This is a genomic window from Pseudomonas morbosilactucae (genome assembly GCF_023241715.1).
Lineage (GTDB): Bacteria > Pseudomonadota > Gammaproteobacteria > Pseudomonadales > Pseudomonadaceae > Aquipseudomonas > Aquipseudomonas morbosilactucae.
Genome location: NZ_JALQCW010000016.1, coordinates 17733 through 44732 on the forward strand (window position 1 = coordinate 17733; position 27000 = coordinate 44732).

Annotated in this window: 26 protein-coding genes; 13 read left to right on the plus strand and 13 right to left on the minus strand. The window is 62.7% G+C overall.

Features of this window, described 5'->3' with window-relative positions; translation table 11 throughout:
* Positions 1–3 precede the first annotated feature (3 nt).
* The gene (locus M1B34_RS08665) at positions 4–459 is read left to right on the plus strand and encodes a YiiD C-terminal domain-containing protein (RefSeq protein ID WP_268262907.1); all 456 of its coding nucleotides are present in this window, start codon (positions 4–6) and stop codon (positions 457–459) included.
* 99 nt (positions 460–558) lie between these two features.
* On the opposite strand, the gene cysQ is transcribed toward M1B34_RS08665, so the two are convergent.
* Together cysQ and nudE are read right to left on the minus strand one after the other, a co-directional pair.
* A complete protein-coding gene (gene cysQ, locus M1B34_RS08670) occupies positions 559–1386 on the minus strand; it encodes a 3'(2'),5'-bisphosphate nucleotidase CysQ (RefSeq protein WP_123329897.1) in 828 nt (275 codons plus the stop codon).
* Positions 1387–1397: 11 nt separating this feature from the next.
* Complete coding sequence (gene nudE / locus M1B34_RS08675) at positions 1398–1964, minus strand: ADP compounds hydrolase NudE (RefSeq protein WP_123329087.1); 567 nt, start codon at positions 1962–1964, stop codon at positions 1398–1400.
* Positions 1965–2090: 126 nt separating this feature from the next.
* On the opposite strand from nudE, the gene yrfG reads away from it, so the two are divergent.
* Entirely contained in the window at positions 2091–2753 is a 663-nt protein-coding gene (gene yrfG / locus M1B34_RS08680; RefSeq protein ID WP_268264870.1) for a GMP/IMP nucleotidase, read from the plus strand.
* Positions 2754–2814: 61 nt separating this feature from the next.
* On the opposite strand, the gene lysM is transcribed toward yrfG, so the two are convergent.
* Positions 2815–3255, minus strand: a complete 441-nt coding sequence (gene lysM / locus M1B34_RS08685) for a peptidoglycan-binding protein LysM (protein ID WP_123329083.1) — start codon at positions 3253–3255, stop codon at positions 2815–2817.
* A gap of 139 nt (positions 3256–3394) precedes the next feature.
* Here lysM and M1B34_RS08690 point away from each other — a divergent pair, with 139 nt between their 5' ends.
* The 4 genes from M1B34_RS08690 (at position 3395) to M1B34_RS08705 (ending at position 8291) form a co-directional block, all read left to right on the plus strand.
* Positions 3395–4282, plus strand: coding sequence for a LysR family transcriptional regulator (locus tag M1B34_RS08690; protein WP_268262905.1), 888 nt, complete (start codon positions 3395–3397; stop codon positions 4280–4282).
* Between the two features lie 95 nt (positions 4283–4377).
* Positions 4378–5217 (plus strand): formate dehydrogenase accessory sulfurtransferase FdhD, encoded by an 840-nt coding sequence (fdhD, locus tag M1B34_RS08695; protein ID WP_123329079.1) that lies wholly within the window; start codon positions 4378–4380, stop codon positions 5215–5217.
* Entirely contained in the window at positions 5214–7562 is a 2349-nt protein-coding gene (locus M1B34_RS08700; RefSeq protein ID WP_123329077.1) for an FdhF/YdeP family oxidoreductase, read from the plus strand. The genes fdhD and M1B34_RS08700 overlap by 4 nt, the downstream gene beginning before the upstream one ends.
* 255 nt (positions 7563–7817) lie before the next feature.
* Entirely contained in the window at positions 7818–8291 is a 474-nt protein-coding gene (locus tag M1B34_RS08705; RefSeq protein WP_123329075.1) for a glycine zipper domain-containing protein, read from the plus strand.
* Positions 8292–8349: 58 nt separating this feature from the next.
* Here the strand turns inward: M1B34_RS08705 and M1B34_RS08710 are convergent, their stop codons facing one another.
* From M1B34_RS08710 to M1B34_RS08730, 5 genes are all read right to left on the minus strand, one after another.
* Positions 8350–8781: an acyl-CoA thioesterase gene (locus M1B34_RS08710; RefSeq protein WP_268264871.1), complete on the minus strand. Its 432-nt coding sequence runs from the start codon at positions 8779–8781 to the stop codon at positions 8350–8352.
* 82 nt (positions 8782–8863) lie between these two features.
* Entirely contained in the window at positions 8864–10087 is a 1224-nt protein-coding gene (locus M1B34_RS08715) for a 3-hydroxyacyl-CoA dehydrogenase (protein ID WP_268264872.1), read from the minus strand.
* Between the two features lie 89 nt (positions 10088–10176).
* On the minus strand, positions 10177–12108 hold the full coding sequence (locus tag M1B34_RS08720) for a RecQ family ATP-dependent DNA helicase (RefSeq protein WP_268264873.1): 1932 nt from the start codon (positions 12106–12108) through the stop codon (positions 10177–10179).
* Positions 12109–12260: 152 nt separating this feature from the next.
* Complete coding sequence (locus tag M1B34_RS08725) at positions 12261–13391, minus strand: polysaccharide deacetylase family protein (protein WP_268264874.1); 1131 nt, start codon at positions 13389–13391, stop codon at positions 12261–12263.
* 68 nt (positions 13392–13459) lie between these two features.
* Positions 13460–14401, minus strand: coding sequence for a tetratricopeptide repeat protein (locus M1B34_RS08730; RefSeq protein ID WP_268264875.1), 942 nt, complete (start codon positions 14399–14401; stop codon positions 13460–13462).
* Between the two features lie 342 nt (positions 14402–14743).
* Here M1B34_RS08730 and M1B34_RS08735 point away from each other — a divergent pair, with 342 nt between their 5' ends.
* Entirely contained in the window at positions 14744–15097 is a 354-nt protein-coding gene (locus M1B34_RS08735; RefSeq protein WP_268264876.1) for a DUF1493 family protein, read from the plus strand.
* A gap of 269 nt (positions 15098–15366) precedes the next feature.
* On the opposite strand, the gene M1B34_RS08740 is transcribed toward M1B34_RS08735, so the two are convergent.
* Positions 15367–16908 carry a phosphoenolpyruvate carboxykinase gene (locus M1B34_RS08740; protein ID WP_123329061.1) on the minus strand — a complete coding sequence of 514 codons (1542 nt, stop codon included), beginning with the start codon at positions 16906–16908 and terminating at the stop codon, positions 15367–15369.
* A 179-nt stretch (positions 16909–17087) separates the two neighbouring features.
* On the minus strand, positions 17088–17990 hold the full coding sequence (gene hslO / locus M1B34_RS08745; protein WP_123329059.1) for an Hsp33 family molecular chaperone HslO: 903 nt from the start codon (positions 17988–17990) through the stop codon (positions 17088–17090).
* A 103-nt stretch (positions 17991–18093) separates the two neighbouring features.
* On the opposite strand from hslO, the gene M1B34_RS08750 reads away from it, so the two are divergent.
* Positions 18094–18906, plus strand: coding sequence for a phosphatase PAP2 family protein (locus M1B34_RS08750; protein ID WP_268262899.1), 813 nt, complete (start codon positions 18094–18096; stop codon positions 18904–18906).
* 73 nt (positions 18907–18979) lie between these two features.
* On the opposite strand, the gene M1B34_RS08755 is transcribed toward M1B34_RS08750, so the two are convergent.
* Positions 18980–19384, minus strand: a complete 405-nt coding sequence (locus M1B34_RS08755; RefSeq protein WP_123329056.1) for an RNA-binding S4 domain-containing protein — start codon at positions 19382–19384, stop codon at positions 18980–18982.
* A 115-nt stretch (positions 19385–19499) separates the two neighbouring features.
* Between M1B34_RS08755 and rimA the strand changes: the two genes are divergently transcribed.
* From rimA to rimK, 3 genes are read left to right on the plus strand one after another with little or no spacing between them, the layout of a single operon-like run.
* Positions 19500–20279: a S6 modification regulatory phosphodiesterase RimA gene (rimA, locus tag M1B34_RS08760; RefSeq protein ID WP_268264877.1), complete on the plus strand. Its 780-nt coding sequence runs from the start codon at positions 19500–19502 to the stop codon at positions 20277–20279.
* A 17-nt stretch (positions 20280–20296) separates the two neighbouring features.
* A complete protein-coding gene (rimB, locus tag M1B34_RS08765; protein WP_123329052.1) occupies positions 20297–20779 on the plus strand; it encodes a retropepsin-like aspartic endopeptidase RimB in 483 nt (160 codons plus the stop codon).
* The gene (gene rimK / locus M1B34_RS08770; RefSeq protein WP_106696253.1) at positions 20776–21681 is read left to right on the plus strand and encodes a 30S ribosomal protein S6--L-glutamate ligase; all 906 of its coding nucleotides are present in this window, start codon (positions 20776–20778) and stop codon (positions 21679–21681) included. The genes rimB and rimK overlap by 4 nt, the downstream gene beginning before the upstream one ends.
* A gap of 79 nt (positions 21682–21760) precedes the next feature.
* Here the strand turns inward: rimK and M1B34_RS08775 are convergent, their stop codons facing one another.
* Positions 21761–23074 carry an ATP-binding protein gene (locus tag M1B34_RS08775; protein ID WP_268264878.1) on the minus strand — a complete coding sequence of 438 codons (1314 nt, stop codon included), beginning with the start codon at positions 23072–23074 and terminating at the stop codon, positions 21761–21763.
* Between the two features lie 107 nt (positions 23075–23181).
* Positions 23182–23922 carry an osmolarity response regulator transcription factor OmpR gene (gene ompR, locus M1B34_RS08780; protein WP_123329048.1) on the minus strand — a complete coding sequence of 247 codons (741 nt, stop codon included), beginning with the start codon at positions 23920–23922 and terminating at the stop codon, positions 23182–23184.
* 358 nt (positions 23923–24280) lie between these two features.
* Between ompR and M1B34_RS08785 the strand changes: the two genes are divergently transcribed.
* Together M1B34_RS08785 and M1B34_RS08790 are read left to right on the plus strand one after the other, a co-directional pair.
* The gene (locus M1B34_RS08785) at positions 24281–26605 is read left to right on the plus strand and encodes a Tex family protein (protein ID WP_268264879.1); all 2325 of its coding nucleotides are present in this window, start codon (positions 24281–24283) and stop codon (positions 26603–26605) included.
* Entirely contained in the window at positions 26605–26988 is a 384-nt protein-coding gene (locus M1B34_RS08790; RefSeq protein WP_123329044.1) for a PaaI family thioesterase, read from the plus strand. The genes M1B34_RS08785 and M1B34_RS08790 overlap by 1 nt, the downstream gene beginning before the upstream one ends.
* Positions 26989–27000: the final 12 nt, after the last annotated feature.

The following is a 27000-nucleotide window of genomic DNA, read 5'->3' on the forward strand; positions in this document are numbered from 1 at the left end:
TGCATGAACCGCGACAGTCGTTACCTGGAATCCGTCCTCCACCACGACATTCCGCTGACGCGGGACATGGGCCTCAAGGTGCTCGACTGGCAAGGGCAGCAACTGCGCCTGCAACTGCCCCTGGACGCCAACGTCAACCACAAGAGCACCATGTTCGGCGGCAGCCTGTACTGCGGCGCGGTGTTGGCGGGCTGGGGCTGGCTGCACCTGCGGCTCAAGGAAGAAGGGATCGAGGACGGGCACATCGTGATCCAGGAGGGGCAGATCAGCTACCCGTTGCCGGTCACTACCGACGGCATCGCGATCTGCGAAGCACCCAGCGCCGCCGTGTGGAAGAAATTCCTGACCACCTACCAGCGCTACGGCCGCGCCCGCCTGACCCTGCAAACCCGGGTCGTCAATGCAGGCAGTGACGAGGCGGCGGTCAGCTTCAGCGGACAATACGTCCTGCACCGCTAACCCGCCGTGAAAGAGCTGGCTTGCCAGCCATCGCATCCTCAAGGTCAGTGCCAAGTTTGAGGACGCCATCGCCGGCAAGCCGGCTCCTACAGAGGGGGCTTAGGCGCGGGCCAGTTCCAGCAGCTTGGCGCGCCACGGCGCCTGGGCCGGCAGCGCCAGGAAGAAGCCATTGAGCAACGACTCCCGCGGCGGGTAGCAGAACGCCTCACCCGCCAAGTCCAATACCTCGCCTCCCGCGCCTTCCAGCACGCCCTGGGCCGCAGCGGTATCCCACTGGGATGTGGGGGCCAGGCGCGGGTAGCAATCCGCCGCCCCTTCGGCCAGCAGGCAGAACTTCAGCGAACTGCCGATGTTCGCCAGTTGCAACTCGCCCAGCGCCTCACCCAAGCCATTGAGCAAGCGCTCCTGCTCCGGGCTGGAGTGGCGCCGGCTGGCAACCACGGTAAAGGCTTGCCCTGGCGCCAACCGCTCACGCACCTGAATCGGCAACGGCGCCTGATCCTGATCCGCGCGCCAGGCTCCCAGGCCCGCGCCACCGAAGTAGCAGCGGCCATTGGTGGGCATCGACACCACGCCGAACACCACTCGGCCCTGTTCGATCAGGGCGATGTTCACGGTGAACTCCTCGCTGCCGGCGATGAATTCCTTGGTGCCGTCCAACGGGTCCACCAGCCACCAGCGTTGCCAACCGGCACGCACAGCCTGGGGGATGTTGGCGTCTTCCTCGGACAGCACCGGAATGCTCGGGTCCAGCGCGGTCAGGCCCGCCAGGATCAGGTGGTGGGCGGCCAGGTCGGCGGCGGTCACCGGCGACTCATCGGCCTTTTGCAGCACTTCCACATCGGCACGCCAGAACGGCAGGATTACTTCGCCGGCACGCCGGGCCAGCTCAATCACCGGGGCCAACAAGGGATGGGGAAACTGCATCGACGACTCGCTCATGCCTGAAACACTCCACGCTGGATCAGCAGGTCCCGGGCCAGGTACAGCGCCGCCAAGGCACGGCCCTCGGTGAACCTCGGGTTCTGCGCCAGGCCCGCCAGCTCGCGCAGGTTGATCTTGTCGACGCCCATGGGCTCGGGCTCGTCGCCTTCCAGACGCTCTTCGTACAGGTCGCTGGCCAGCACCACCTGGATCTTCTGGCTCATGTAACCCGGCGACAACGACAGCTCGGTCAGGTGCTCCAGTTGCCGGGCGCCGTAGCCGGCCTCCTCCTTGAGCTCACGCTCGGCCGCCGCCAGCACGTCCTCCCCAGGCTCGATCAGGCCCTTGGGCAAGGACAGCTCATAGGCATCGGTGCCGCCGCAATACTCCTCCACCAACACCGCGTGCTCGGCATCGAGCATGGCCACGATCATCACTGCGCCATAACCGGCGCCCTTGCCGACCAAACGCTCATAGGTGCGCTCGACCCCGTTGGAGAAGCGCAACTGCACTTCTTCGACGCAGAACAGGCGGCTGGTGGCGACGATCTCGCGGGCGAGTACGGTGGGTTTCTGGCGCATGGCGGGCTCCTTGGCGATGGCGGGTTACTATACAGGCTGTTTGAAAGCCGCTGCGTTCCCGAAGTGCTGCATGACTTTGCCGAGAGTGGATGGCGGATCACTTTATGCCCGCTGGAGACCTGTTCAATGCCCTCACTGCCCTGGCACGAGATCGACACCGTATTGCTGGATATGGACGGCACCTTGCTCGACCTGCACTACGACAATCACTTCTGGATGGAACACCTGCCCCAGCGCTACGCCGAATTGCACGGGGTCAGCCGGGCCATGGCGGAGCTGGAGCTGCAACCGCTGTTCGAACGCAACGCCGGGCAATTGCAGTGGTACTGCCTGGATTTCTGGAGCAGCGAGCTGAAGCTGCCGGTACGCGAACTGAAGCTGGAAACCGCCCACCTGATCGCCTTGCGCCCGGACGCCGATACCTTTCTGGCGGCGATCAAACAAGCCGGCAAACGCGTGGTGCTGATCACCAATGCCCACCGAGATTCACTGTCGCTGAAGCTGGAACGCATTGAGCTGGCGCCGTATTTCGAGCGTTTGATCAGCTCCCACGATTACGGTTTTGCCAAGGAGAGCCCGCAGTTCTGGGATGCCCTGCAAGCCGATATCCAGTTCGACCCGGCCCGCAGCCTGTTTATCGACGACACCTTGCCGATCCTGCGCAGCGCGCGGGATTTCGGGGTCGGTCATCTATTGGCGGTGAGTGAGCCCGACAGCCGCAAAGGGCCGAAGGACACCGCCGAATTCGCAGCCGTGGACGATTATCGACGCTTGATCGAAGGGCTGTGAAACCCTCGCGAGCCCGCCCGCTGATGCAGGCGCCAATGGGCTCGCGAGGGCTTCTCAGGGATTACTCGGGAATGCGCAGCACCTGCCCCGGATAGATCTTGTCCGGGTGCGACAGCAGCGGCTTGTTGGCCTCGAAAATCTTGTTGTACAGGTTGGCGTTGCCGTAGTGGACCTTGGCAATGGCGCTGAGGGTGTCGCCCTTCTTCACGGTGACGAACACCGCCGCCACCACGACCGGGCCACTGACCGTGATCTGGTCTTCAACGCTGCTGACCCCGGCGATGTTGCCCACGGCCAGGAGAATTTTCTCTTTCTCTTCCTGGCTCGCCACCTCGCCGCTGACGATGACCTTGTCGCCGTCCACCGTCGCCTGGACGTTGGGATTGCCCAGGCCGACCTTGGCAATGTGCTCTTTCAATTGCTCGCTGGCATTGGCGTTGCCAGGGGTCAGCAGATCGATCAGTTTTTCACCGGCTTCCTTCACAAAACTGAAAATACTCATGGTGCGCACTCCTTGGGTTGATAGGTCCAGACGCGAAAGACTAGACCAGAGCAGGCACATCGGGTTCCCAGATGACCAATGACCCCACCCCGGGCCAAGCACGTTAGAATCCCAGGCTTCCCGGCGCCCAGGAGCGAAGATGGACATCAAGCAGCTGAAATTCCTCATCGCCCTCGACGAGACCCGCCACTTCGGCCAGGCCGCCGCCCGCTGCCACATCACTCAGCCGACCCTGTCCATGCGCCTGCGCAGCCTGGAAGAAGAACTGGCGCTGCCCCTGGTAAACCGTGGCCAGCGCTTCGAGGGCTTTACCGCCCCCGGCGAACGGGTGCTGGCCTGGGCCCGCACCGTGCTCGCCGCCTATGACGGGCTGCAGGCGGAGGCGGCGGCCTGCCGGGGCAACCTGGTGGGCACGCTGCGCCTGGGGGTGGTGCCGTTGTCGAGTTTTGACCCGCTGCCATTGCTGCAGCGCCTGCATGGGGAGCACCCGAGCTTGCGCTTTGAACTCTCGGCCTTGAGTTCGGAGCAGATTCTCGAACAACTGGCGAGCAACCGGATCGACCTCGGCGTCTCTTATCTGGAGCGCCTGGATAACGAACGCTTCGACTCACTGGCCCTGGGGGAAACCCGCATGGGCCTGCTCTACGACCAGCGCTTTTTCAGCTTTGGCGAGCCACCCCTGAGCTGGGAAGCGCTGATCGAGTTGCCTTTGGGCATGCTCACCAGCGGCATGCACTTTCGCCAGTCCATCGACCACAACTTCCACAGCCGTGGCCTCACCCCGCAACCGCTGCTGCAAACCGATGCCGTTCATCAGTTGGTGCAAATGGTCCACGGCGGCCTGTGTTGCGCGGTAATGCCCCTGGACGGCGGCCTGGACGCGCTAACCGAGCACCTGCGCCTGCAACCCATCGAGCAGGCCACCACCCTCGCCCGGCTAGGCTTGATCATGCGGCGCCACGCACCGCGCTCGGCACTGGCCGAGGCCTGTTTTGCGATTTATCAGGAATCGCTCAGCGCGTCATGATCGACGCCATCTATCAGCAGATCAGTACTAGCAATTAGACGCGACACTTTGTCGCGCTTAGTCTTAGCCCTGAATATTCCGCTGGTAATGCCCCCATGAATGCCAAGCGCCCGGCCCGCGCGGCGCCAGCCTTAGCGACACCCGCGCCCGCCGCCAGTCAGACCTACCGCTACTGCAACCTCGACCACAGCGCTGCCGACAGCACCGCACTGGCCGAAGAGGTGGCCCTGGCCATCGCCTACAACGGCATCAGCCAGGCGGTGATGCTGGTCACGCCGTCAGACCTTGAAGACTTTATCGTCGGCTTCAGCCTGGGCAGCGGCATCATCAGCGATGCCTCGGAAATCTACGACCTGCAACTGACCGGCTCCGGTTCGGCCCAGTACGCCCAGGTGGAAATCGCCAACCGGGCGTTCTGGAACCTCAAGCAGCAGCGCCGCCAGTTGGCCGGCACCAGCGGCTGCGGCCTGTGTGGCGTGGAAGCGGTGGAACAGGCCCTGCCAGACCTCAAGGTGCTGCCCGGCGCGCCCTTGCCGCCGGCGCAATGGCTCGACGGCCTGCGCCAGCGCATCGGCGCCTTCCAACCCCTGGGGCAACACAGTGGCGCGGTGCACGCCGCGGTGTTTATGGACCGCCAGGGCGAATTGCTCTTGGGCCGTGAAGACATCGGCCGGCACAACGCCCTGGACAAGCTGATCGGCGCCCTGATCCGCCAGCAGATCGACAGCACCGGCGGCGTGGCCATCGTCACCAGTCGCTGCAGCCTGGAACTGATCCAGAAAGTCCTGCGCGCCGGCATCCAGACCCTGGTCAGCCTCTCGGCGCCCACCGGCCTGGCAGTGCAATGGGCACGCCGGCACAACCTCAATCTCATTCACCTGCCGCAAAAAAATGCGCCGCGGGTCTATAGCCCCGCGTTGGAGAACCAAGCGTGAGTAACCACAACCAAGCCGACCAGACACCCGTTGCCCGTTACAAGCCCTACAAAGGCGCAGCCGGTGGCTGGGGCGCACTGATCAGCGTGGCCCAGGCCTGGCTGACCAGCGACAACGCCCTGAAGAACCTGCGCATGATGCTCAAGACCAACCAGAACGGCGGCTTCGACTGCCCGGGCTGCGCCTGGGGCGACTCGCCGGAAAGCGGTATGGTCAAGTTCTGCGAAAACGGCGCCAAGGCCGTGAACTGGGAAGCCACCAAGCGCCGGGTGGATGCCAAGTTCTTCGCCAAACACAGCGTCAGTTCGCTGCTGGAACAGAGCGACTACTGGCTGGAGTACCAGGGTCGGCTCACCGAGCCCATGAGCTACGATGCCGAAAGCGACCGCTACACCCCCATCAGTTGGGACGCCGCCTTCGCCCTGATCGGCCAGCACCTCAAGGCGCTGCCAAGCCCGGACATGGCCGAGTTCTACACCTCGGGCCGGGCCAGCAACGAAGCCGCCTACCTGTACCAGCTGTTTGTGCGGGCCTACGGCACCAACAACTTCCCCGACTGCTCGAACATGTGCCACGAAGCCAGCGGCGTGGCCCTGGCGCAAAGCGTCGGCGTGGGCAAAGGCACCGTGACCTTCGACGATTTCGAACACGCGGATGCGATTTTCGTCTGGGGCCAGAACCCCGGCACCAACCACCCGCGCATGCTCGAACCCCTGCGTGAAGCGGTAAAACGTGGCGCCCAGGTGGTGTGCGTCAACCCGCTGAAAGAGCGTGGCCTGGAACGCTTCCAGCATCCCCAGCACCCCCTGGAAATGCTCACCAATGGCGATCGCCCGACCAACACCGCTTACTTCCGCCCGGCCCTGGGCGGCGACATGGCGCTGCTGCGGGGCATGGCCAAGTTTCTGCTGCTGTGGGAACGGGATGCGCAGAAAGCCGGTGCGCCGGCGGTGTTCGACCACGACTTCCTCAATGAACACAGCGCCAACGTCCTCGACTACCTGGCGGCCATCGACGACACCCCCTGGGAGCAGATCGTCGAGCAATCGGGCCTGACCCTGGTGGAGATCGAGCAAGCGGCGCGCATGTACGCCAAGGGCAAGAACGTCATCATGTGCTGGGCCATGGGCATCACCCAGCACCGCCATTCGGTGCCGACCATCCAGGAAATCGCCAACCTGATGCTGCTGCGCGGCAACATCGGCAAACCCGGCGCCGGCCTGTGCCCGGTACGCGGCCACAGCAACGTGCAGGGCGACCGCACCATGGGCATCAACGAACGCCCGCCAGTGGCATTCCTCGACACCCTGGAGCGGCGTTTCCAGTTCAAGGTGCCGCGGACCAACGGCCACAACGTGGTCGAGGCGATCCACGCCATGCTCGAAGGCCGCTCCAAGGTATTTATCGCCCTGGGGGGCAACTTCGCCCAGGCCACCCCCGACAGCACCCGCACCTTCGAGGCCCTGGCCAACTGCGACCTGACGGTGCAGATCAGCACCAAGCTCAACCGCAGCCACCTGGCCCATGGCAAGCAGGCGTTGATCCTGCCGTGCCTGGGGCGTACCGACATCGACGTGCAAAGCCTGGGCCCGCAAGCGGTGACCGTGGAAGACTCCTTCAGCATGGTCCACGCCTCCAATGGCCAACTGCAGCCGCTGTCGTCGCAGATGCGCTCCGAACCGTGGATCCTTGCTGGCATCGCCGCCGCCACCCTGGGCAGCCAGCCGCTGGACTGGAATTGGCTGGTGGCCGACTACGGGCGGATCCGTGACCTGATCGCCGAAACCATTCCGGGCTTCAAGGACTTCAATGAGCGCCTGAAAAACCCGGGCGGTTTCTACCTGGGCAACGCCGCAGGCGTGCGCCAATGGAACACCCCATCCGGGCGCGCCAACTTCCGCGCCAACCAGCTGCCCAAGGACCTGATCCACGAGCGCACCCGCGCCACCGGGCAGCTGCCGGACCTGATCATGCAATCGATGCGTTCCCACGATCAGTACAACACCACCATTTACGGCCTGGATGACCGTTATCGCGGGGTGAAGGGCCAACGCGACGTGTTGTTCGTCAACGAAGCCGACATCATCCGCCTGGGCTTCAAGCCGGGACAGAAGGCCGACATTGTCTCGCTGTGGGATGACGGACGTGAGCGTCGGGTCAAGGGCTTCACCTTGCTGGCCTTTGACATTCCCGCCGGCCAGGCTGCCGCCTACTACCCGGAAGTGAACCCGTTGGTGCCCCTGGAAAGCACCGGCGATGGCAGCCACACGCCGACCTCGAAGTTCGTCGCCATCCGCCTGGAAGCGGCCAGCGAGACCGGCCTGATCATGGCTCGCTCGGCCTGATCCCCGGTTGCCTGTAGGGGCCGGCTTGCCGGTGAAAGACCCACCTCGCGACCCAATCCCAGGCACAAAAAAAGGCCGCTTTTGTTAAAAAGCGGCCTGTCCGAAGTAGCTAAAGACCGGCTTTTTTGACTTAAGTTCCGCAACCAAAACAATAACTTACGAGATTGTGTACAACTCGTGTTATTCGTCGGATTTCGATTGTAAGCGCCACGACACAGCCTCAGGATCGCGCCGTCATCCCTTTGAGGCTCCTCTATGAAGTTCTCCTCGATTCTCTTGTTGTCCCTTGGCCTGATCAGCGGCGTAGCGTCTGCCGGAGGCACCACCGAAGCAGGCGTGGGCGGCGCATTGGGCGGGGTTTTAGGCTCGGTGGTCGGTCAACAGTTGGGCGGCAATACCGGTTCGGCGATTGGCGCGGCACTCGGCGGCGCAGGCGGCAGTGCGGTCGGCGCCGACAAGCGCAGCCGTGGCCAGGCAGCTATCGGCGGTGCCCTGGGCGCAGCCGGCGGTAACGTGGTCGGCCGCAGCATGGGTGGCACCACTGGCAGCCTGATCGGCGCAGCGGCAGGCGGCGGTGCCGGCGGCGCGCTGGGTAACTACATGGGCAACGAAAGTGCCCGGGAAGATCGCGAATATCGCGGCCGTGACGACCGTCGCTACTACCGCGACGGCCATCGGGGCCGTGGCCATGCCTACGGGCATCGCAAACACCGCCATTACCGCGACTGACAGTCGGCGGCTGTCCACTTCGAAGGCCCTGCGGGGCCTTCGTCGTTTCTGTGGCCCATCAGGCCAGCAAACGCTCCAGGGCGGCGCGCAACGCGGCTGGAATCGCCACCGGCTGGTTCGACGCCCGGTCCACGAACACATGGACAAAACGCCCCGCGGCACAAGCGTCCTCCTCCCCGGCCTTGAACACCGCCAGCTCGTACTGCACCGAACTGTTGCCCAACTTGCCGACCCGCAGGCCGATTTCGATGCGCTCGGGAAAGGCAATGGAGGCGAAATAGTCGCAGGCTGAACTGACCACAAACCCCACCACTTCGCCGCCATGGATATCCAGGCCGCCGACTTCGATCAGGTAGGTATTCACTGCCGTATCGAAGTAGCTGTAGTAGGTGACGTTGTTCACGTGGCCATAGACATCGTTGTCATGCCAGCGGGTGATGATCGGCTGGAAATGTCGGTAGTCGCCGCGTTGGGGCATCCGCTCGGTCATAAAGGCTCTCTGGCAATCAGTGGGGGAACGGGCGGGCCCGCGATGGCGGCCTTGCGACCGCTGCACATTTCACCCCAAGCCCCTAGGCCTGGGCAAACCCTTTCCCGGCGGCGGCCAAGTCGTCGATCAAGGGGGCCGGTTGCCAGTGTTCGCCGTGCTCGGCCGCCAGGCGCAGCAGGCGTTGCTGAATCGCCCCCAGCCCTTGCCGATCGGCCCAACTCATCGGCCCGCCCTGATCCTTGGGAAAACCATAGCCGTTGAGGTAGACCCGATCGATATCAGCGGCCGATTCGGCGACCCCTTCCTGGAGAATCTTCGCCCCCTCATTCACCAGCGCCAGCAGGCTGCGCTCAAGAATTTCCTCAGGGCCAATCGGCCGACGCCGATAACCCAGCCCCTCACTGACCTGCAGCACCAGCGCATCCACTGTCGGGTCATGTTCAGCCTGGCGGCTGCCCGGTTCGTAGTGGTAATAGCCGTCGCCGCTCTTCTGCCCGAAACGACCCTGCTCGCACAGACGGTTGTCGATCTGCACCTCGGCTTCGTCCTGGCCCACGCCGTCCAGTTGCCGGGCGCGCCAGCCGAGGTCGATGCCCACCACGTCGTACATGCGGAAGGGCCCCATGGCAAAACCGAAGCCTTGCAGCGCCTCGTCCACCTGATAAGGAAAAGCCCCTTCCAGCAGCATCTTGCGCGCCTCCAGCACGTAGGTATTGAGCATGCGATTGCCGATAAAACCGAAGCAATTGCCCGCCACCACACTGACCTTGCCCATGCGCTGGCCCAGCGCCAGGGCAGCCTGCAATACGGACGGGGCGGTCTGGGCGCCGCGCACCACCTCCAGCAGCTTCATGATGTGCGCCGGGCTGAAGAAGTGCAGGCCCAGCACCTGCTGCGGCCGCTGGGTAACCGCGGCGATGGCATCGATGTCCAGGGCCGAGGTGTTGCTGGCCAGGATCGCCTCGGGCTTGAGCAAGCCATCGAGCTGGCGAAAGATTTTCTGCTTGAGTTCGAGGTTCTCGTAAACCGCTTCGATCACCAGGTCCACGGCCTGGATCGCCGGGTAATCCGCCGCGCTGACCCGGGCAATACGAGCATCCGCCTCAGCCTGTTCAATGCGCCCCTGGCGCACGTTGTGGGCGTAGGTCTCGGCCACGCTGGCCAGGGCCTGCTCAAGCATCTGCGGGTTGTTGTCCACCCACTGCACCTGCACCCCGGCGTTGGCCAGGCACATGACGATGCCACGGCCCATGGTGCCGGCGCCGATCACGGCGGCGCGCTGAATATCGAAAGCAGTCTGGCTCATGTTGGCTCTCTTGTTGGCGATGCAAAGACAGCCAACACCATAGTCAGGCGCCGAACATTTTTGAAATTTATTAGGCTGATGAGCTGCATTCAGCAGATGGATTTTGCCACCCAGTCACGCACCTCGGCATAGGGGTAGTCTTCCAACACGGCAAAGCCCGGAATCCCCCGCGCCTTGAGCTTGGTAAACAACGGCACGCTGATCCCGCACAGGAATCGAGTAAGCCGCTCGGCGCCCGGTGGGGCGCCCACGTGCTGCTCGTGCCTGTGGATAAATTCGGCACACAGCGTCGCGAAGTTTTTATCCACAAGCGCAGGCAGCTCCGGCGGCGGCGGCAAATGCGCCACCTGACCATGGCACACCGAGCAATGCCCACACTGGCGCGGCGCCTGTGCATCACCGAAGTACTCAGCCAGGCGATAACCCAGGCAGTGCTCGGTAGCGAACAGGTCGAGCATGGCGTGGATCCGGCCGATCTCGGTGCGTTCATGCTGGGTGAAGTAAGCGTGCAACTGGGCACTTAACGCAGCGGCGTCGAAGTCCGTCTGCAGCAGGCTGTAGACCTCGGTCATCTGCTTGCTTTCCAGCTCCACCCAGCCCCGTTCCTGGAAATAATCCAACGCCTTGACCACCCGGTTGCGCGCCGCCTGGTGCTGTTCGTAGAGGGCATCGAAATTCACCGTGGCCCAGGTCCGGGCACGGCTGGAGGTGCGGATGATCGCCTCGACAAAGTCCCGTCGTTCGCCTTCAAAACGGGCGAGCAGAGCGTCAGGCTCCAGCAGAAACTTGAAACGGTACTCGGCGAAGTAGGCATAGCGCGGAGCGATCAGGCCCTGCAGTTCCAACTGCACCAGCAAGGTCTTGAGGGGCAACTGGCGGATATTGCTCTGATCCGCCAAGGGGCCGAGGAGGAACTCCCATTGGCCGTCGGGCGCTGCGGCTTGCAGCTCATCGAGCACACAGCGAATCCCCGCCAGTTCGGGGGTGTCGCCGTAAACGAAGTTCTCCAGCACATTCAGGCTGTCGCGGTTGGCCAGCACCAGGCAATCCGAGGGCGCGCCGTCACGTCCGGCACGGCCGATTTCCTGGCTGTAGTTTTCGATGGATTTGGGCAGGTCGAAGTGCACCACGTTGCGGATATCGCTCTTGTCGATGCCCATGCCGAAGGCAATGGTGGCGACGATGCAGTTGCTCTGCCCACCCATGAAGCGGCGCTGGATGGCTTCACGCTGCTCGTGGGGCAAGCCGGCGTGATACGCCTCGGCAGCCAGGCCGTGCTGGCTCAGGTGCTCGGCGATCTGCTCGGCGGTTTTCTGCAGGGTCACGTAGACGATGCTCGGTTGCCCGGCGCGCTCCCCCAGCCACTGCACCAGCCGCCGACGCTTGTCCTGCCCGCGTACAGGTTCCACCAGCAAGTTGAGGTTGGGCCGGTAGAAACCGGTGGTCACCACGTCCACCGCCGCAATGGCAAACTTGGCCTGCATATCGGCAATCACCTGGGGCGTCGCCGTGGCGGTCAGCAACAAGGCCTGGGGAATATTGAACTGGCGCTGGTAGTCCGGAAGCTTCAGGTAATCGGGGCGAAAGTTATGGCCCCATTCGGATATGCAGTGGGCTTCGTCCACCACCAGCAGGGAAATCTGCACCTGCTGCAGGAAGTTGCGAAAGCGCTCGTTCTTCAAGCGCTCCACGGAAATCATCAGGATTTTCAGCTCGCCGGAACGGGCCCGAGCCATGACGTCATTGGCCTCCTCCCGGCTCTGTGCCGAATCGATGCTGGCCGCGGCAATGCCATGGCGTTGCAGAAATGCCAACTGGTCCTGCATCAGCGCCAGCAGCGGCGAAACCACCAACGTCAGGTGCGGCAGCAACAGGGCCGGCAATTGATAGCACAGGGACTTGCCGGAACCGGTGGGAAAGATCGCCGCCGCCGAACGCCCGGCCAGCACCGCGCTGACGGCGGCCTCTTGGCCCGGGCGGAACTGTGGATAACCGAAGACCTGTTCGAGGGTGTTGTGCATAAGCTGTCACTCCTTTGACCGCTGGCCTGCCCTAAAGCCTAGCGGGGCGGGCCGGCGGGTCGAGAAAAGGTCTGGAGGAAAAGGGCTACCGGATGATACAGCGCTGAACCCCGCGCAGTACTCGCGGAGCCATCGGCACCTGACAAGAGCGCCTAGTGCGCCATGCGGCAATCCACCCACTGCACGCCGTTGTCTCGATTGGCCTCGAACAGGGTCGGCAACGCCTTGGCGGCTTTGTCGTGGGTGTCATGAAACAGAATCACCCCGCTGCGCCACAGCAGCATCAGGGTCTGCACCCGCTGGCTCGCGGCGTGGCCATCAATGGCCTTGCTCCAATCCTGGGAGTCGATGTTCCACAACATCACCTCCAGCCCTTGGGCCTTGAAGAACGTCGCACTGTCGCTGCGGCGCTGGCCATAGGGCGGGCGAAACAATGGCTGGTATTCCTCTGGCAGGGTCTTGCTCACCAGGCTCGCCGAGCGGCTGATGGAACCCTGCCAATCGCGCCAGGAACTGTGGGATTTATGCTCCCAACCGTGCAAGGCAACGCACTGATCGTTGTAAAGATTGGCCAGGGCCTCTGCGGAGGATTGCTCCAGGCGCTGCTGAAAAGAGCTCCCCAGGACAAAGAACAGACCGTGCCGATCCTCGGATCGCAACACCTCCAACAGCCGGTCCGTGGAGCCGCCCCGAACGCTCGGGCCGTCATCGAAGGTCAGCAGGAACTGCCGGTCCTGCAATTCATCACCGAGTATTTCCCCCTGGCCGAAACGTCGAATTTCACTGCTGACCATCGGAAACAACGCCGCCAGCCGCAGTTGCTCCGACAGGTATTGCCGATGGAACACCTCACTCGCTGCGGCCCAGGCGCCATAACGGGTGGTGCTCTGTGCCGTGAAGCCGGCCACCAGTTGGCGCAGCTCCGGCAAGGTGCGCACCGGCAGGCAGAACACCGAACCTTCGCAGTCCTGGCTGGCCAGTCGGTAGTTGCTCAGCAAGCGCAGCCAAAAAGCGTCGCGCACCTGATTCAGGGAGGCCAGGTCGATCTGCTTGACCCCCAACGTCTGCTTCAAGGCCTGCTCATCCAGGGCCTCACTGGCCAGCAGCGCCTTGCCAAACATCAGGATTTCCCCCCGGGAGGCGGTGTCGAAGGCCTCCGGGCTGTCCAGGGCATTCGGCCAGCCGCTGCGATCAATGGTGGCGAACACCCGCGGCCCCGCGGCCTGCGCCATGCCGCTGATCAGGCAAAGCGCCAGCAACCCAGGGAATACCCGTAACCACATATCAACCTCCTTAAATGCACAACGCGCCAGGACAAGGCGCGTTGTGAATACCATTGCGACGTGCACCGTCAGCGGTTTTTCATCCGTTCGATGGCGTTGTCATACACCGGATTGAGCTTCTGCTCACGGGCGCGCTGGTACTGCTCCAGGGCCTTGGACCATTGCCCGGCCTCTTCATAGATGCGCCCCATGTCGTAATAGGCACTGGCCCGCACACTGGCCGCGGACGGGCCATGGGCCAGGGCGATGGCTTGGCGATCCGCCTCGAGCGCATCGCCGATACGGCCGTCCTTGTGGGCGGCCAGAGCGAGGTTGCTGTAGGCCTGGGCGTAATGTTCATCCAGCTCGATGGCTTGGCGATAGAGCTGCATCGCCGTAGAGAAGGTTCCGGCGCGGTAGGCCGCTTCGCCCTGTTGGTTGAGGGTTTTGGCATTCAACACCGGGGCGGCGCTCTTCACCAACGACTCCACCGCCACCTGATCATCCAGCAACGGGGTCAGCTCATCGAAGACCGCTTCCGGCTCCACCGCCACACTGCTGAACCCATTGATGTCCTGCAACTCGCCGCTGCCGGTCAGGCGGAACACTGTCCACAGATTGCCTTCGCGGTTCTGTGGCACCGAGTAGCTGCGCAACAAGGCCGTACCGCGATAGACCTCGACCTTGGCCTGGCTGCGAGCCAGTTGATAGGAGCTCAGGTTGCTGCTGTGGGTGAAATCATGCACGGCATAGAGATAGCTCTCACCGGCCCGCAGCGGCGCAACGCGCAGGGTTTCAGAGGCGCTCTGGCTATCGCCTTGCCACTGCGCATCAGGGGCTTGCGGGGACGCGAAATACAGGTGATGCCCGGGGTACATCAAATGGGCATCCAGGTCCTGGTTAGCCGTCGCCCAGCTCAACACCACTCGCAGACTCTCAGCATCACCCGGCGCGGCTTCGCTGGGCAGCGCCTGCGCCGGACACATCACAACCCATAGCCACATCAGCGCAGCAAGGCGAAGAAAACCCATCGCTAATTCCCTTTAAATCGGGGCTGGCCCAGACCATCCGGCGCCCACCCAACCAGCCGCGCACCATACACAGGTTTGCCGGCCAACGCTCGGCCAGCGGGCCGAAAAGTGAGTGAATCAGACGCCCCCTGAGCGGCAGCTCAGCTGATCCGGAAAGGGGCTGCCAACACTCAGGAAAAACCTTATACGAACAGGCGAGCGACCTAACAATCATGCTCGAAGCAGCGAGGGCAAGATCGCTGTGATTCGTTGCAGGCGATGCGGCTGAAAGGGCCGCCGATGAATGCCCGAACAAATCGCCGTACACTTTCGCCTCCAGCCTCCCCGCAGCGGACATTCACCATGCACCTGGCCCCCGGCTTCCCCGACGACCCGACCATGCACCAACTGATGCAGTTGCTGCACGAAGAGATCGGCCTGCCCGAACGCAAGGGCATCCGCCTCACCACCGCCATCAACCTCGACCTGGGCTGCGATGGCGCAGACGCCGAGCACTTCATGCTGGCGCTGGAGCAACTGTTTGACATCGACTTCATCGATTACGACGCCTACCGCTACTTCCAACCCGAAGGCTTCGACGTCTTCCTCAAGCGCCGCGCCAAAGGCCGAGGCGACAAACGACCGCTGACCATCGGCATGCTGTACCAGGCAATCAAGACGCGGCGCTGGGAGACGCAGGTGCTGGAGGGGCTGTAGGCAGAGCGCCGAAAAGACCCGGACCAGCACGTCAATGTCTTGGGCGTGTTTACCAACTCAGGCCCGGATCGCCGGGGCCATGCATAGATGCAAACGACGGTTGGAGCGAGGCATTCGCTCGCCCACTGACTCTGGTACGTGCATGAACCTTAGGTTGCAACGTCCATGTGTTGCCCCCCTTTTGCAAGCACCCTCATTCGCCTCCCCCCCTGAATCCCAGGCACAAAAAAGCCGCCCCGAAGGGCGGCTTTTTCATTGCAGGCCGAGGCTTACAGCTTCGGACCGGCAGCCTTGATAGCATCGCTCACTTCGAACTTCTTGAAGTTCTCGATGAACAGGCCAGCCAGGGCTTTGGCTGCTTCGTCGTACGCCGCTTTGTCAGCCCAGGTGTTGCGTGGGTTGAGCAGTTCGGTGTCGACGCCTGGAACGGCCAGCGGCACGTCCAGGTTGATGGTGTCCAGGTGCTCGGTTTCGGCACCGATCAGCGCGCCGCTCTGGATCGCTGCAATCACGCCACGGGTGGTCGGGATGTTGAAGCGTTTGCCGACGCCGTAGCCACCGCCGGTCCAGCCGGTGTTGACCAGGTACACCTTGGAGCCGAAGCCACGGATGCGCTTGATCAGCAGCTCTGCGTATTCGCCAGCCGGACGCGGGAAGAACGGTGCGCCGAAGCAGGTGGAGAAGGTCGACTTGATGCCAGCGCCCGAGCCCATTTCGGTCGAGCCCACCAGAGCGGTGTAGCCAGACAGGAAGTGGTAGGCCGCTTGTTCTTCGCTGAGGATCGACACCGGCGGCAGTACGCCGGTCAGGTCGCAGGTCAGGAAGATCACAGCGTTTGGCTCGCCACCGAGGTTTTTCGGTGCGCGTTTTTCGATCAGCTCACGCGGGTAAGCCGCGCGGCTGTTCTGGGTCAGGCTGTCGTCGGCGTAGTCGGCCTTTTTGTTGGCATCCAGAACGACGTTTTCCAGGACCGCGCCGTGCTGGATGGCTTTCCAGATCACCGGCTCGTTTTTCTCGGACAGGTCGATGCACTTGGCATAGCAACCGCCTTCGATGTTGAACACCACGCCCACGCCCCAGCCGTGTTCGTCGTCACCGATCAGGTAACGGCTTTCGTCAGCCGACAGGGTGGTCTTGCCGGTACCCGACAGGCCGAAGAACAGGGTCACGTCGCCCTCTTCGCCCATGTTGGCAGCGCAGTGCATCGGCAGCACGTCGGCGGCCGGCAGCAGGAAGTTCTGTACCGAGAACAGGGCTTTCTTCATTTCGCCGGCGTAACGCATGCCAGCGATCAGCACTTTTTTGGCCGCGAAGTTGATGATCACGGTGCCATCGGAGTTGGTGCCATCACGCTCTGGCTCGCACACGAAGTTCGGTGCGTTGAGGATCTGCCACTCGTCCTTGCCGCCGGCGTTGTACTGCTCCGGGTTGATGAACAGGCAACGGCCGAACAGGTTGTGCCAGGCGGTTTCGGTGGTCATTTTCACCGGCAGGTAGTGCGCCGGATCGGAACCTACATGCACATGGGAAACAAAACGCTCACGCTCGCCCAGGTAGGCAGCAACGCGGTCCCACAGGGCGTCGAACTTGTCGGCCGGGAACTTGCGGTTGATCGGGCCCCAGGCGATGGCAGCCTGGGTGCTCGGCTCTTCAACGATGAAACGGTCGACTGGCGAGCGGCCGGTACGGTGACCGGTACGAACAACCAGCGCGCCGGTATCGGCAAGCTCGCCTTCACCGCGGCTCAGGGCTTCTTTGACCAGATCATCCACACTCAGATCGGTGTACACGGCGTTATTGGCTTGCGTCATGAGGTTCCCCGTCGGCCATTGGCCGAGTGCTCCAAACGTTTTGTAGTAGAAACTCGCGCACTACTACCGCGAAAAAAGTGCGCCGGATTATGCCAGAAAAGCCCAAAAAGAGTAGGGCCCTCCCGTCAGTACGGCGTAAATCCGGCGTTTGCCAGGTAATTTACCTGCGCTGAACCGTTTTAGTGACGAGTATCTGACGGTGTGTCGACACCCGCTCCCGCAAACAATTGAGCGATATCGGCAGCATCGAACAGGTAGCGTTCGTTGCAGAATTGGCAGTCGATCTCGATGCGGCCACCGTGTTCAACCACCAGTTGCTGGGCATCTTCCAGACCCAAACTGACCAGCGCATTGCCGGAACGTTCGCGTGAGCAGCTGCAACGGAAGCGCAGGCTTTGCACGTCGAACAGGCGCACGGCCTCTTCGTGGTAGAGGCGATGGAGCACGGTTTCGTTGTCCAGGCTCAGCAATTCATCGGCGGTCAGGGTGCTGGCCAAGGCGGTGATGTGCTGCCAGCTGGCGTCGCGTTCTTCCTGGTCGCGCAGGCGATCAGCCGGCAGTTGTTGCAGCAGCAGGCCACGGGCGTGGCGGCCGTCGGCGTAGAGCCAGAAACGGGTGCCGGTCTGCTGGGACATGACGAAATAGTTGGTGAAGCATTCCGACAGGGTGGCGCCGTCCAGGTCGACGATGCCCTGGTAGCGCTGGCCCTGGGTCGGGTCCACGGTCAGGGCCAGGACGCCGTTGGGCATCAGGTCGGCGAGGGTCGCGTCGGGGGTGATCTGCTCGGCGTCGTAACGGGCCAGGCCGCGAATCTCACGTTCGCTGGAACACTCGATCATCAGCAACGGCACCGGGCCTTCGGAACGCGCCTGGAGGATCAGCAAGCCATCGAACTTCAAGGTGCCCACCAGCAACGACGCGGCCGCCATCAGTTCGCCCAGCAGCTGCGCTACCGGCTCCGGATAGGGGTGTTTGGCGAGGACTTCGGCGTAGCTACGCTCCAACGCCACCAGCTCGCCGCGGGCGTCGCTGTCATCGAAGATGAAGCGTTGGGAGTAGTCGGTATCCGGCAAATCAGTCATAGGTCTGGGTATCTGAAGTGATGACAAAAAGGTTACAAAAACCGAAAATTCGCTTTTTTGCACCATGACGGTGCGCTTTTTTTTCGGCCAATGGAGGCATTTTATGAACAATCCGGGTTTGTTCCAAGCAAGGTGGAACCTCGGCGGCTTGGCTCTGTGCAATTTACTCCCTTTGGCGCTCCTGGGTTTCTGGCTGTGGCCCACCGGCCAGATGCTCTGCACGATGTTCGACGAATGGCTGTTCGGCCTGCTCAATACGCCGCTGGCCAGCCACGCCACCTGGCTGCATATCTGGGCCGTGGCCAGTTTGCGTCCGTTCGACGTGGTGGTCGGGATCATCATGCTGAGCCTGTTGATTCGCGGTGACTGGGTGTTCAAGGCGGTGGATGTGCGACGGGCGTTCTTCGGTTTCCTGTCGATCCTGATCCTGATGCTTATCATCCGTGTGCTGTTTTCCAAGCTGGTCGGCGTCATGGGCTGGCAACACCAAAGCCCGTCGATGGTGATCAAGGGGGCGGTGCACATGAGTGACTATTTCCCGACCTGGGAAAAAGCCTGGGAATTGAAAGACCGCTCCAGCCAGAGCTTTCCGGGCGACCACGCTTCGGTGCTGCTGATCTGGGCCCTGTTCCTCGGTAAATTCAGCCGCAGCCTGGGCCAGTTCCTGGTGATCTGGGGCCTGACCCTGCTGTTCATGATGCCGCGCCTGGTGGCCGGTGCGCATTGGGGCCAGGACGACTACATCGGCGGCGTGCTGTTGGCGGTCTGGGCCTTGGGCTGGGGTTACTACACGCCGTATGCAGCCAGGATGTCGAACGCCCTGCTGTGGCTGACCCACCCGCTGTTCAAGCTGATGACCCGGATGCCGGTGCTCTCGCGTATGAGCGTGGTCCGTTCCAGCAGCCTGCTGCGCTAAACAGAGTTGGATCCGGCTTGCCGACGAAGGCGTCCTCAAGGGCCCATTCGCCGGCAAGCCGGCGCCTACGGTTTCACTCGTGACTGCTGCCGTGAAACTTGAATAGATCACGGCGCTGTTTCTTGCTCGGTTTGCCATCGGTGCTGACCCCCAGAGCGCCAGCCTTGCGCTGGGCCGCCGCGGTTTCACGCTTGGCGATGCTGGCTTCGGTTTCCGCGTAGAGCGTCTGTGCCTCGGGAGCGCCACGACGGACGATGGAAAGGGCCTGGACCACCACGGTACGTTCGTCGAAGCCAGCGCGAATCTGGTATTCATCGCCGATCCGCGGCTCCTTCCCCGGTTTGCAGCGCTCACCGCGATGGTGCACTTTGCCACTCTCGATGGCCGCCTTGGCCAGGGCACGGGTTTTATAGAAGCGTGCCGCCCATAGCCACTTGTCCAGCCGGACCTTGTCGTCTTCTTCCTGTTTCTGCGCCACTGGAATTCCTCTTTCTGAAAAATGTCGCAACTGTACAACCCGAGCGCGGCCCCCGCCAAAAGCTGCGCGTCACCTAAAATACCCCAGGTTCACACCCAAACAGCGAGGTGTCCTTGTGACTGATTTTCCTACTGCACTGACCTCGCCCAACGCCCGTTGCGAAGGTTGCCAGCAAAGCCAGCCCCTGGGCTTTGATTTTTCCTTCGCCTATCAACCCATCGTCGACCTGCGTGACCAATCGATCTTCGCCCACGAGGCCTTGGTCCGCGGCCCCCATGGCGAAGGCGCGTTGACAGTGCTGAACCAGGTGGACGACCACAATCGCTACCGCTTCGACCAGCGCTGCCGCACCCAGGCAATTGCCGGCGCGGCGCAGCTGGGCATGCAAAGCTACTTGTCGATCAACTTCATGCCTAACGCGGTGTACCGCCCGGAGTTGTGTATTCGCAGCACCCTGGAAGCGGCCCGCACCCACAATTTCCCCTTGGATCGACTGATTTTCGAGACCCTGGAAAGCGAGCACGTAGATAACCATCGCCATTTGACCCATATTCTGCGTGAATACCGCGAATTCGGTTTCAAGACCGCCATCGACGACTTCGGCGCAGGCCATTCGGGGCTGAACCTGTTGGCAGATTTCCAACCCGACTTGATCAAGCTCGACATGGCCCTGATCCGCGATGTGGACCAGGATCGCGTGCGGCAGGTGATCGTGCGAGGGATTGTCACAATCTGTGCGGAATTGGGTATTACAGTCATCGCCGAAGGCATCGAAAGTGCCGGCGAACGGGACTTTCTCGCCGACTGCGGAATTTTTCTGATGCAGGGCTACTGGTTCGCCAGGCCTGCATTCAATGCGTTAGCCGAGGTTCCCACCACGGCCTGGAAACGTTAATCACGGGTTACCCAAGTTTGAAGACATTTGACCATTTGACCGTTGTCGGTCTGCGCGAGTGGGTGGCGCTCCCGGATTTGGGAGTAGCCGGCTTACGCGCCAAGATCGACACCGGCGCCAGCACCTCCAGCCTGCACGCCACCGAGATCGAGCCATTCGAGCGCGACGGGCAGCAATGGGTGCGTTTCAACGCACACCTGGGCAGCGTGGTGCAGTTGCGTCATCGGCGTTGTGAAGCACCGCTGGTGGCGATGAAGACCATCAAGAGTTCCAACGGCCAGGCCCAGGTGCGCTACGTCATCAGCACCACCCTGGCCCTGGGTGATCGGGTATGGCGAGTGCAGTTCACCCTCGCCTGCCGCAAGGCCATGCGCTATCGCCTGCTGCTCGGTTCCAAAGCCCTGATTGACGGCCAGTTGGTGGTCAACCCAGGCATTAAATACGTTCAAGACAAGCCGGTGTTTCCGGTATCCACTACCTCTGCCACAGGTGTTGCATGAAGATCGCTGTGCTGTCGCGTAACCCGCGTCTGTATTCCACTCGTCGTCTGGTTGAAGCCGGCATCGAGCGTGGCCATGAAATGGTAGTGGTCGATACCCTGCGCGCCTATATGAACATCGCCAGCCACAAGCCGCAGATCCACTACCGGGGCAAGCCCCTGGAAGGCTTCGATGCGGTGATTCCGCGCATTGGCGCGTCAGTGACCTTCTACGGCTGCGCGGTGCTGCGCCAGTTCGAAATGATGGGCGTGTTCCCGCTCAACGAATCGGTGGCCATCGCCCGCTCGCGGGACAAGCTGCGCTCCCTGCAACTGCTGTCACGCCGTGGTATCGGCTTGCCGGTGACGGGTTTTGCCCACTCGCCGGACGACATCCCCGACCTGATCGAAATGGTCAACGGCGCGCCCCTGGTGATCAAGGTACTGGAAGGCACCCAAGGCATCGGCGTGGTGCTGTGCGAAACCGCCACGGCGGCGGAATCGGTGATCGAGGCCTTCATGGGCCTGAAGCAGAACATCATGGTCCAGGAGTACATCAAGGAAGCCGGTGGTGCGGACATTCGCTGCTTCGTGGTGGGGGACAAAGTGATCGCCGCCATGAAGCGCCAGGCCAAGCCGGGGGAGTTCCGTTCCAACCTGCATCGCGGCGGCAGCGCCAGCCTGATCAAGATCACCCCGGAAGAACGCATGACCGCGCTGCGAGCGGCCAAAGTCATGGGCCTGAGCGTGGCCGGCGTGGACATCCTGCGTTCCAATCACGGGCCACTGGTGATGGAAGTCAACTCCTCGCCGGGCCTGGAAGGCATCGAGACCACCACCGGTAAAAACGTGGCGGGGATCATCATCGAACACATCGAAAAAAATGGCGGCCCGAACATGACACGGACCAAGGGCAAAGGTTAAGAACAGCGGCAAGTTTCCAGCTTCAAGCGGCAAGTAGAAGCGCTGATTCTCACTTGCCGCTTGAAGCTTGCAGCTGCTCTTAGTCTGCGTCGCGTGGCAGCAACAATCCCAACGGCAAGCGCACTCGCGCTTCCAGGCCGCCTTCCGGCCGATTACGCAATTCCACGTTGCCGCCGTGCATGGCGGCAATGCGCTTGACGATGGCCAGGCCCAGGCCCGTGCCCTTGCCACCCCGGGCTCGATCACCGCGGGTGAAGGGGTTGAAAATGGCCTCAAGCTCCGAAGGATCAATCCCCGCGCCACGGTCCAGCACACTCAGCACCACGTAAGGCGCATTGGTGTCACCCGACACATAGGCCGCCACTTCCACTGCCGTTCCTGCGTGATTCAGGGCGTTGCCGATCAGGTTGTTGAGCAGGCGCTTCATCGACACCCGACGCAGCGGGAAAGGCTGGATCGGCTGCAAACGCAGGTGCACACGCTCCTCATTCTGGTTATAGGGTGCCGCCACTTCGCGCACCAGGTCGCTAAGGTCGACCTCTTCCACCGATTCGTCGCGACCATCGCGGATAAAGGCCAGGAACTGATCGAGGATCGCGTCCATGTCTTCGATGTCACGCACCATGTCGTCGGTCAGGTCGGTGTGTGCGCCCATCAACTCCAGTGACAGGCGCAAGCGGGTCAGAGGCGTGCGCAAGTCGTGAGAGACCCCCGCCAGCATCAACTCGCGCTCGCGCCCTGCCTGTTCCACGTCCTCGGCCATCTGGTTGAAGGCGCGGTACACCTCGGTCATCTCGCTCGGGGTGTCGCTGATGGGCAAGCGTACGCTGCGGCCCTGGCCCAGTTGCCGAGCGGCGTACACCAGGCGCTTGAGGGGCTGGTTGAGCTGGCTGACGAAGATCCAGGCCGAGGCGGTGGATAACAGGCCGATGGCCAGGAACCAGCCCAGCACGCTCCAGATTTTCTGCCCGCGCAGCGGGTGCGGGTACAGCGGCACCTTGAGCCAGCCATCCCCCAGGCTCGGCGCCCGTACCCAGAGCGCGGGCGGTGCATGCATGCGCAGGCGGACTTCGGTATCAGCGCCCAGCTCAGCCTGCATCTGCCGCTGATAGATCTCGCTATAGGGCCAATGCTGTTCACCGGCCGGCACACCGCTGCCCACCACCTTGATCAGGCCTGCGGCTTCGGCGATCTGGTCGCGGTTGGATTCATCGGCAGCCCAATAGGCGCGCAGGGTCAGGGCCACACCGTGGCTGTACTGCCGATCCACCAGCACGTCCTCGTTCATCAACAGATAAACCAGGGTCAGGGCCTTGGAGAACAGCACCACGATCAGCACCAGCCACAGGGTGCGGGAGAAGAAACTCTGGGGGAACCACAGCGGGGTTTTCATAAACAGCCATTACACACTTTGCAGGAGCGAGTCGCGCTCGCAGCGTTGCGGAATGCGAACGCCCGGGTCGTTGACCGGCCCGGGCGTTCGCTCCTACAAATCATCCATCACTTGGTGGCGGTGCCATCCGGCACAAACACATAACCCACGCCCCAAACGGTCTGGATATAACGCGGCTTGGACGGATCGGGTTCGATCATCCGGCGCAGACGGGAAATCTGCACGTCGATGGAACGCTCCAGGGCATCCCATTCACGGCCACGGGCCAGGTTCATCAGCTTGTCGCGGGTCAGCGGCTGGCGGGCATTCATCACCAGGGCCTTGAGCACCGCGAACTCACCGGTGGTGAGCATGTGCACTTCTGCGCCGCGCTTGAGTTCGCGGGTGGCCAGCGACAGCTCGTAGTCGCCGAAGCTCACGCTTTCGTCTTCGCTACCCGGGGCGCCCGGCACTGGCGCGGACTGGCGACGCAACACGGCTTTGACCCGGGCCATCAGCTCGTCCGGGTTGAAGGGCTTGGCCAGGTAATCGTCGGCGCCCAGTTCCAGGCCCTTGATACGGCTCAGCTCGTCGCCCTTGGCGGTGAGCATGATGATCGGGATCTGGTTGTTGGCGCTGCGCAGGCGGCGGCAGGCGGTCAAACCGTCTTCGCCGGGCAGCATCAGGTCCAGGACCACCAGGTTGAACACTTCACGACCCAGCAGGCGGTCCATTTGTTCAGTGTTCGGAACTGCGCGGGCACGGTAGCCCTTGCTGACGAAAAAACGCTCCAGCAGGCTGCTCAGCCCTGGATCGTCGTCAACAATTAGAATTTTTTCGCCTTCAGCAGGTTGTGCAGTGCTGCTCATTGGATGCTCCTTTTATCTCGGTGCGCATTATGGCGTAGCTGCCGTTATACGCACCGTGTGCATTGTTAGCAGATTTTTCCCCCGTCGCCAGCAAACCCGCCGTCGCCATGAAGGGCGCTATCGCCCCCAACCGCAGAACGCTGGTTATAATGCGCCGCCTTTTGTGTTGGGCAATATCTGATCAGTACGACTTTGGCCGGCTTATTTATTTCCTTCGGCCGGCAGTATTTTTTCGATTTCGCGGGTCAACAGGCTGCCTGTTGATCCAGGTGGCGGCGCTGGCCAGGCCGCTCAACCAGGCTCGCGGGCCTTATCGAACCCCCTGCGAGCCTGCTTTCACATTTTGTCAGGTGGTTTTATGGACAGCATCAACAGCCGCATTGCCGAGGAACTCGGCGTACGCCCACAACAGGTCGAAGCGGCCGTGGCCCTATTGGATGAAGGCTCCACCGTGCCCTTCATCGCCCGCTACCGGAAAGAAGTCACCGGCAGCCTGGATGACACCCAACTGCGTCATCTGGAAGAGCGCCTGCGCTACCTGCGTGAACTCGACGAGCGGCGGATCAGCATCCTCGCCAGCATCGAAGAGCAAGGCAAACTGACCCCCGAGCTGGCCCGCGACATCAAGCTGGCCGACACCAAGACCCGTCTCGAAGACCTCTACCTGCCGTACAAACAGAAGCGCCGCACCAAGGGCCAGATCGCCCTGGAAGCCGGCCTCGGCGAGCTGGCGGACGGCCTGTTCAACGACCCGACCCTGACGCCGGAAGCCGAAGCCGCACGCTTCGTCGACGCCGAAAAAGGCGTGGCCGACGTCAAGGCAGCCCTGGAAGGCGCCAAGTACATCCTCATGGAACGCTTCGCCGAAGACGCCAGCCTGCTGGACAAGCTGCGCAGCTACCTGAAGCAGGAAGCCACCCTGAGTGCCCGGGTGATTGCCGGCAAGGAAGAGGAAGGCGCCAAGTTCCGCGACTACTTCGAACACGACGAACCGCTGAAAAGCATGCCGTCGCACCGGGCCCTGGCGATTTTCCGTGGCCGCAACGAAGGCATCCTCAGCTCCGCGCTGAAAGTCGGTGAGGAGCTGCCGGGCACCATGCACCCGTGCGAAGGCATGATCGGCCAGCAATTCGGCATCCAGAACCAGAACCGCGCCGCTGATAAATGGCTCGGCGAAGTGGTGCGCTGGACCTGGAAGGTCAAGCTCTACACCCACCTGGAAACCGACCTGCTGGGCGAACTGCGCGACGGCGCCGAAACCGAGGCAATCAACGTTTTCGCCCACAACCTGCACGACCTGCTGCTGGCGGCCCCGGCCGGCCCGCGCGCCACCCTGGGCCTCGACCCGGGCCTGCGCACCGGCTGCAAGGTGGCCGTGGTCGACTCTACCGGCAAGCTGCTGGACCACGCCACGGTCTACCCCCACGTGCCGCACAACAAGTGGGACCAGACCCTGGCCATCCTGGCCGCCCTGTGCGCCAAGCACACCGTGGACCTGATCGCCATCGGCAACGGCACCGCCAGCCGGGAAACCGACAAGCTGGCCGCCGAGCTGATCAAAAAATACCCAGCCATGAAAATGACCAAGGTCATGGTCTCCGAGGCCGGCGCTTCGGTGTACTCGGCCTCGGAACTGGCGGCCAAGGAATTCCCGGACCTGGACGTGTCGATCCGTGGCGCAGTGTCCATCGCCCGTCGCCTGCAGGACCCGCTGGCGGAACTGGTGAAGATCGATCCGAAGTCCATCGGTGTCGGCCAGTACCAGCATGACGTGTCCCAGTTGAAACTGGCCCGCGGCCTGGACGCCGTGGTCGAGGATTGCGTGAACGCCGTCGGCGTGGACGTCAACACCGCTTCCGTGGCCCTGCTGGCACGGATCTCCGGCCTCAACGCGACCCTGGCGCAGAACATCGTCAGCCACCGCGATGAAAACGGCGCGTTCAAGACCCGCGCGGCCCTGAAAAAAGTCGCACGCCTGGGCGAAAAAACCTTCGAACAGGCGGCCGGCTTCCTCCGCGTGATGAACGGCGACAACCCGTTGGACGCCTCAGCCGTTCACCCGGAAGCCTATCCGCTGGTGCAACGCATCGCCGCCGAGACCGACCGTGATATCCGTTCGCTGATCGGCGACAGCGGCTTCCTCAAGCGCCTGGACCCGAAAAAATTCACCGACGAAACCTTCGGCCTGCCGACCGTCACCGACATCCTCCAGGAACTGGACAAGCCGGGCCGCGACCCGCGTCCGGAGTTCAAGACCGCCGAGTTCCAGGACGGCGTCGAAGACCTCAAGGACCTGCAACTGGGGATGATCCTCGAAGGCGTGGTGACCAACGTCACCAACTTCGGTGCCTTCGTCGACATCGGCGTGCACCAGGACGGCCTGGTGCACATCTCGGCGCTGTCGGAGAAGTTCATCAAGGACCCGCGTGAAGCGGTCAAGGCTGGCGACGTGGTCAAGGTCAAGGTCATGGAAGTCGATATCCCGCGCAAACGCGTAGGCCTGTCGATGCGCATGGGCGACACCCCCGGCGAGAAAATCGACGGTGCCCGTGGCTCCCGCCCAGGCTCGGCGCCACGCCAGTCGCAGAACACCGCGCCGCGCAAGGAAACCACCGCCGCTGCCCCGAGCAACAATGCCATGGCCTCGCTGTTCGCCAACGCCAAACAGTTGAAGAAACGCTGATGGAAATCCCCGCCGGCTTGACCGAAAGCGCCTTCAGCCAGTTGCTCGGCTGCCGTTTGCAACGCCTAGAAACCGGCGAAGCGGACGTCGCCCTGGAGCTGACCCCGCAGTTGCGCAATCGCGGGCAGAAGCTCCACGGCGGGGCGATTTTCAGCCTGGTGGACATCGCCATGGGCCTGGCCTGTTCCAGCTCCCATGGCTTCGACCAACACAGCGCCACCATCGAGTGCAAGATCAACTACATCCGCGCGGTGTCCGAGGGCGACGTGCTGTGTCGCGCCCGAGTCATCCACCCCGGCCGCCGCACCCTGGTGGTCGAGGCGGACGTGGTGCAAGGCGACAAACTGGTCGCAAAAGCGCAAGGCACCTTCGCAGTCCTATAGCTCCCCGTCATG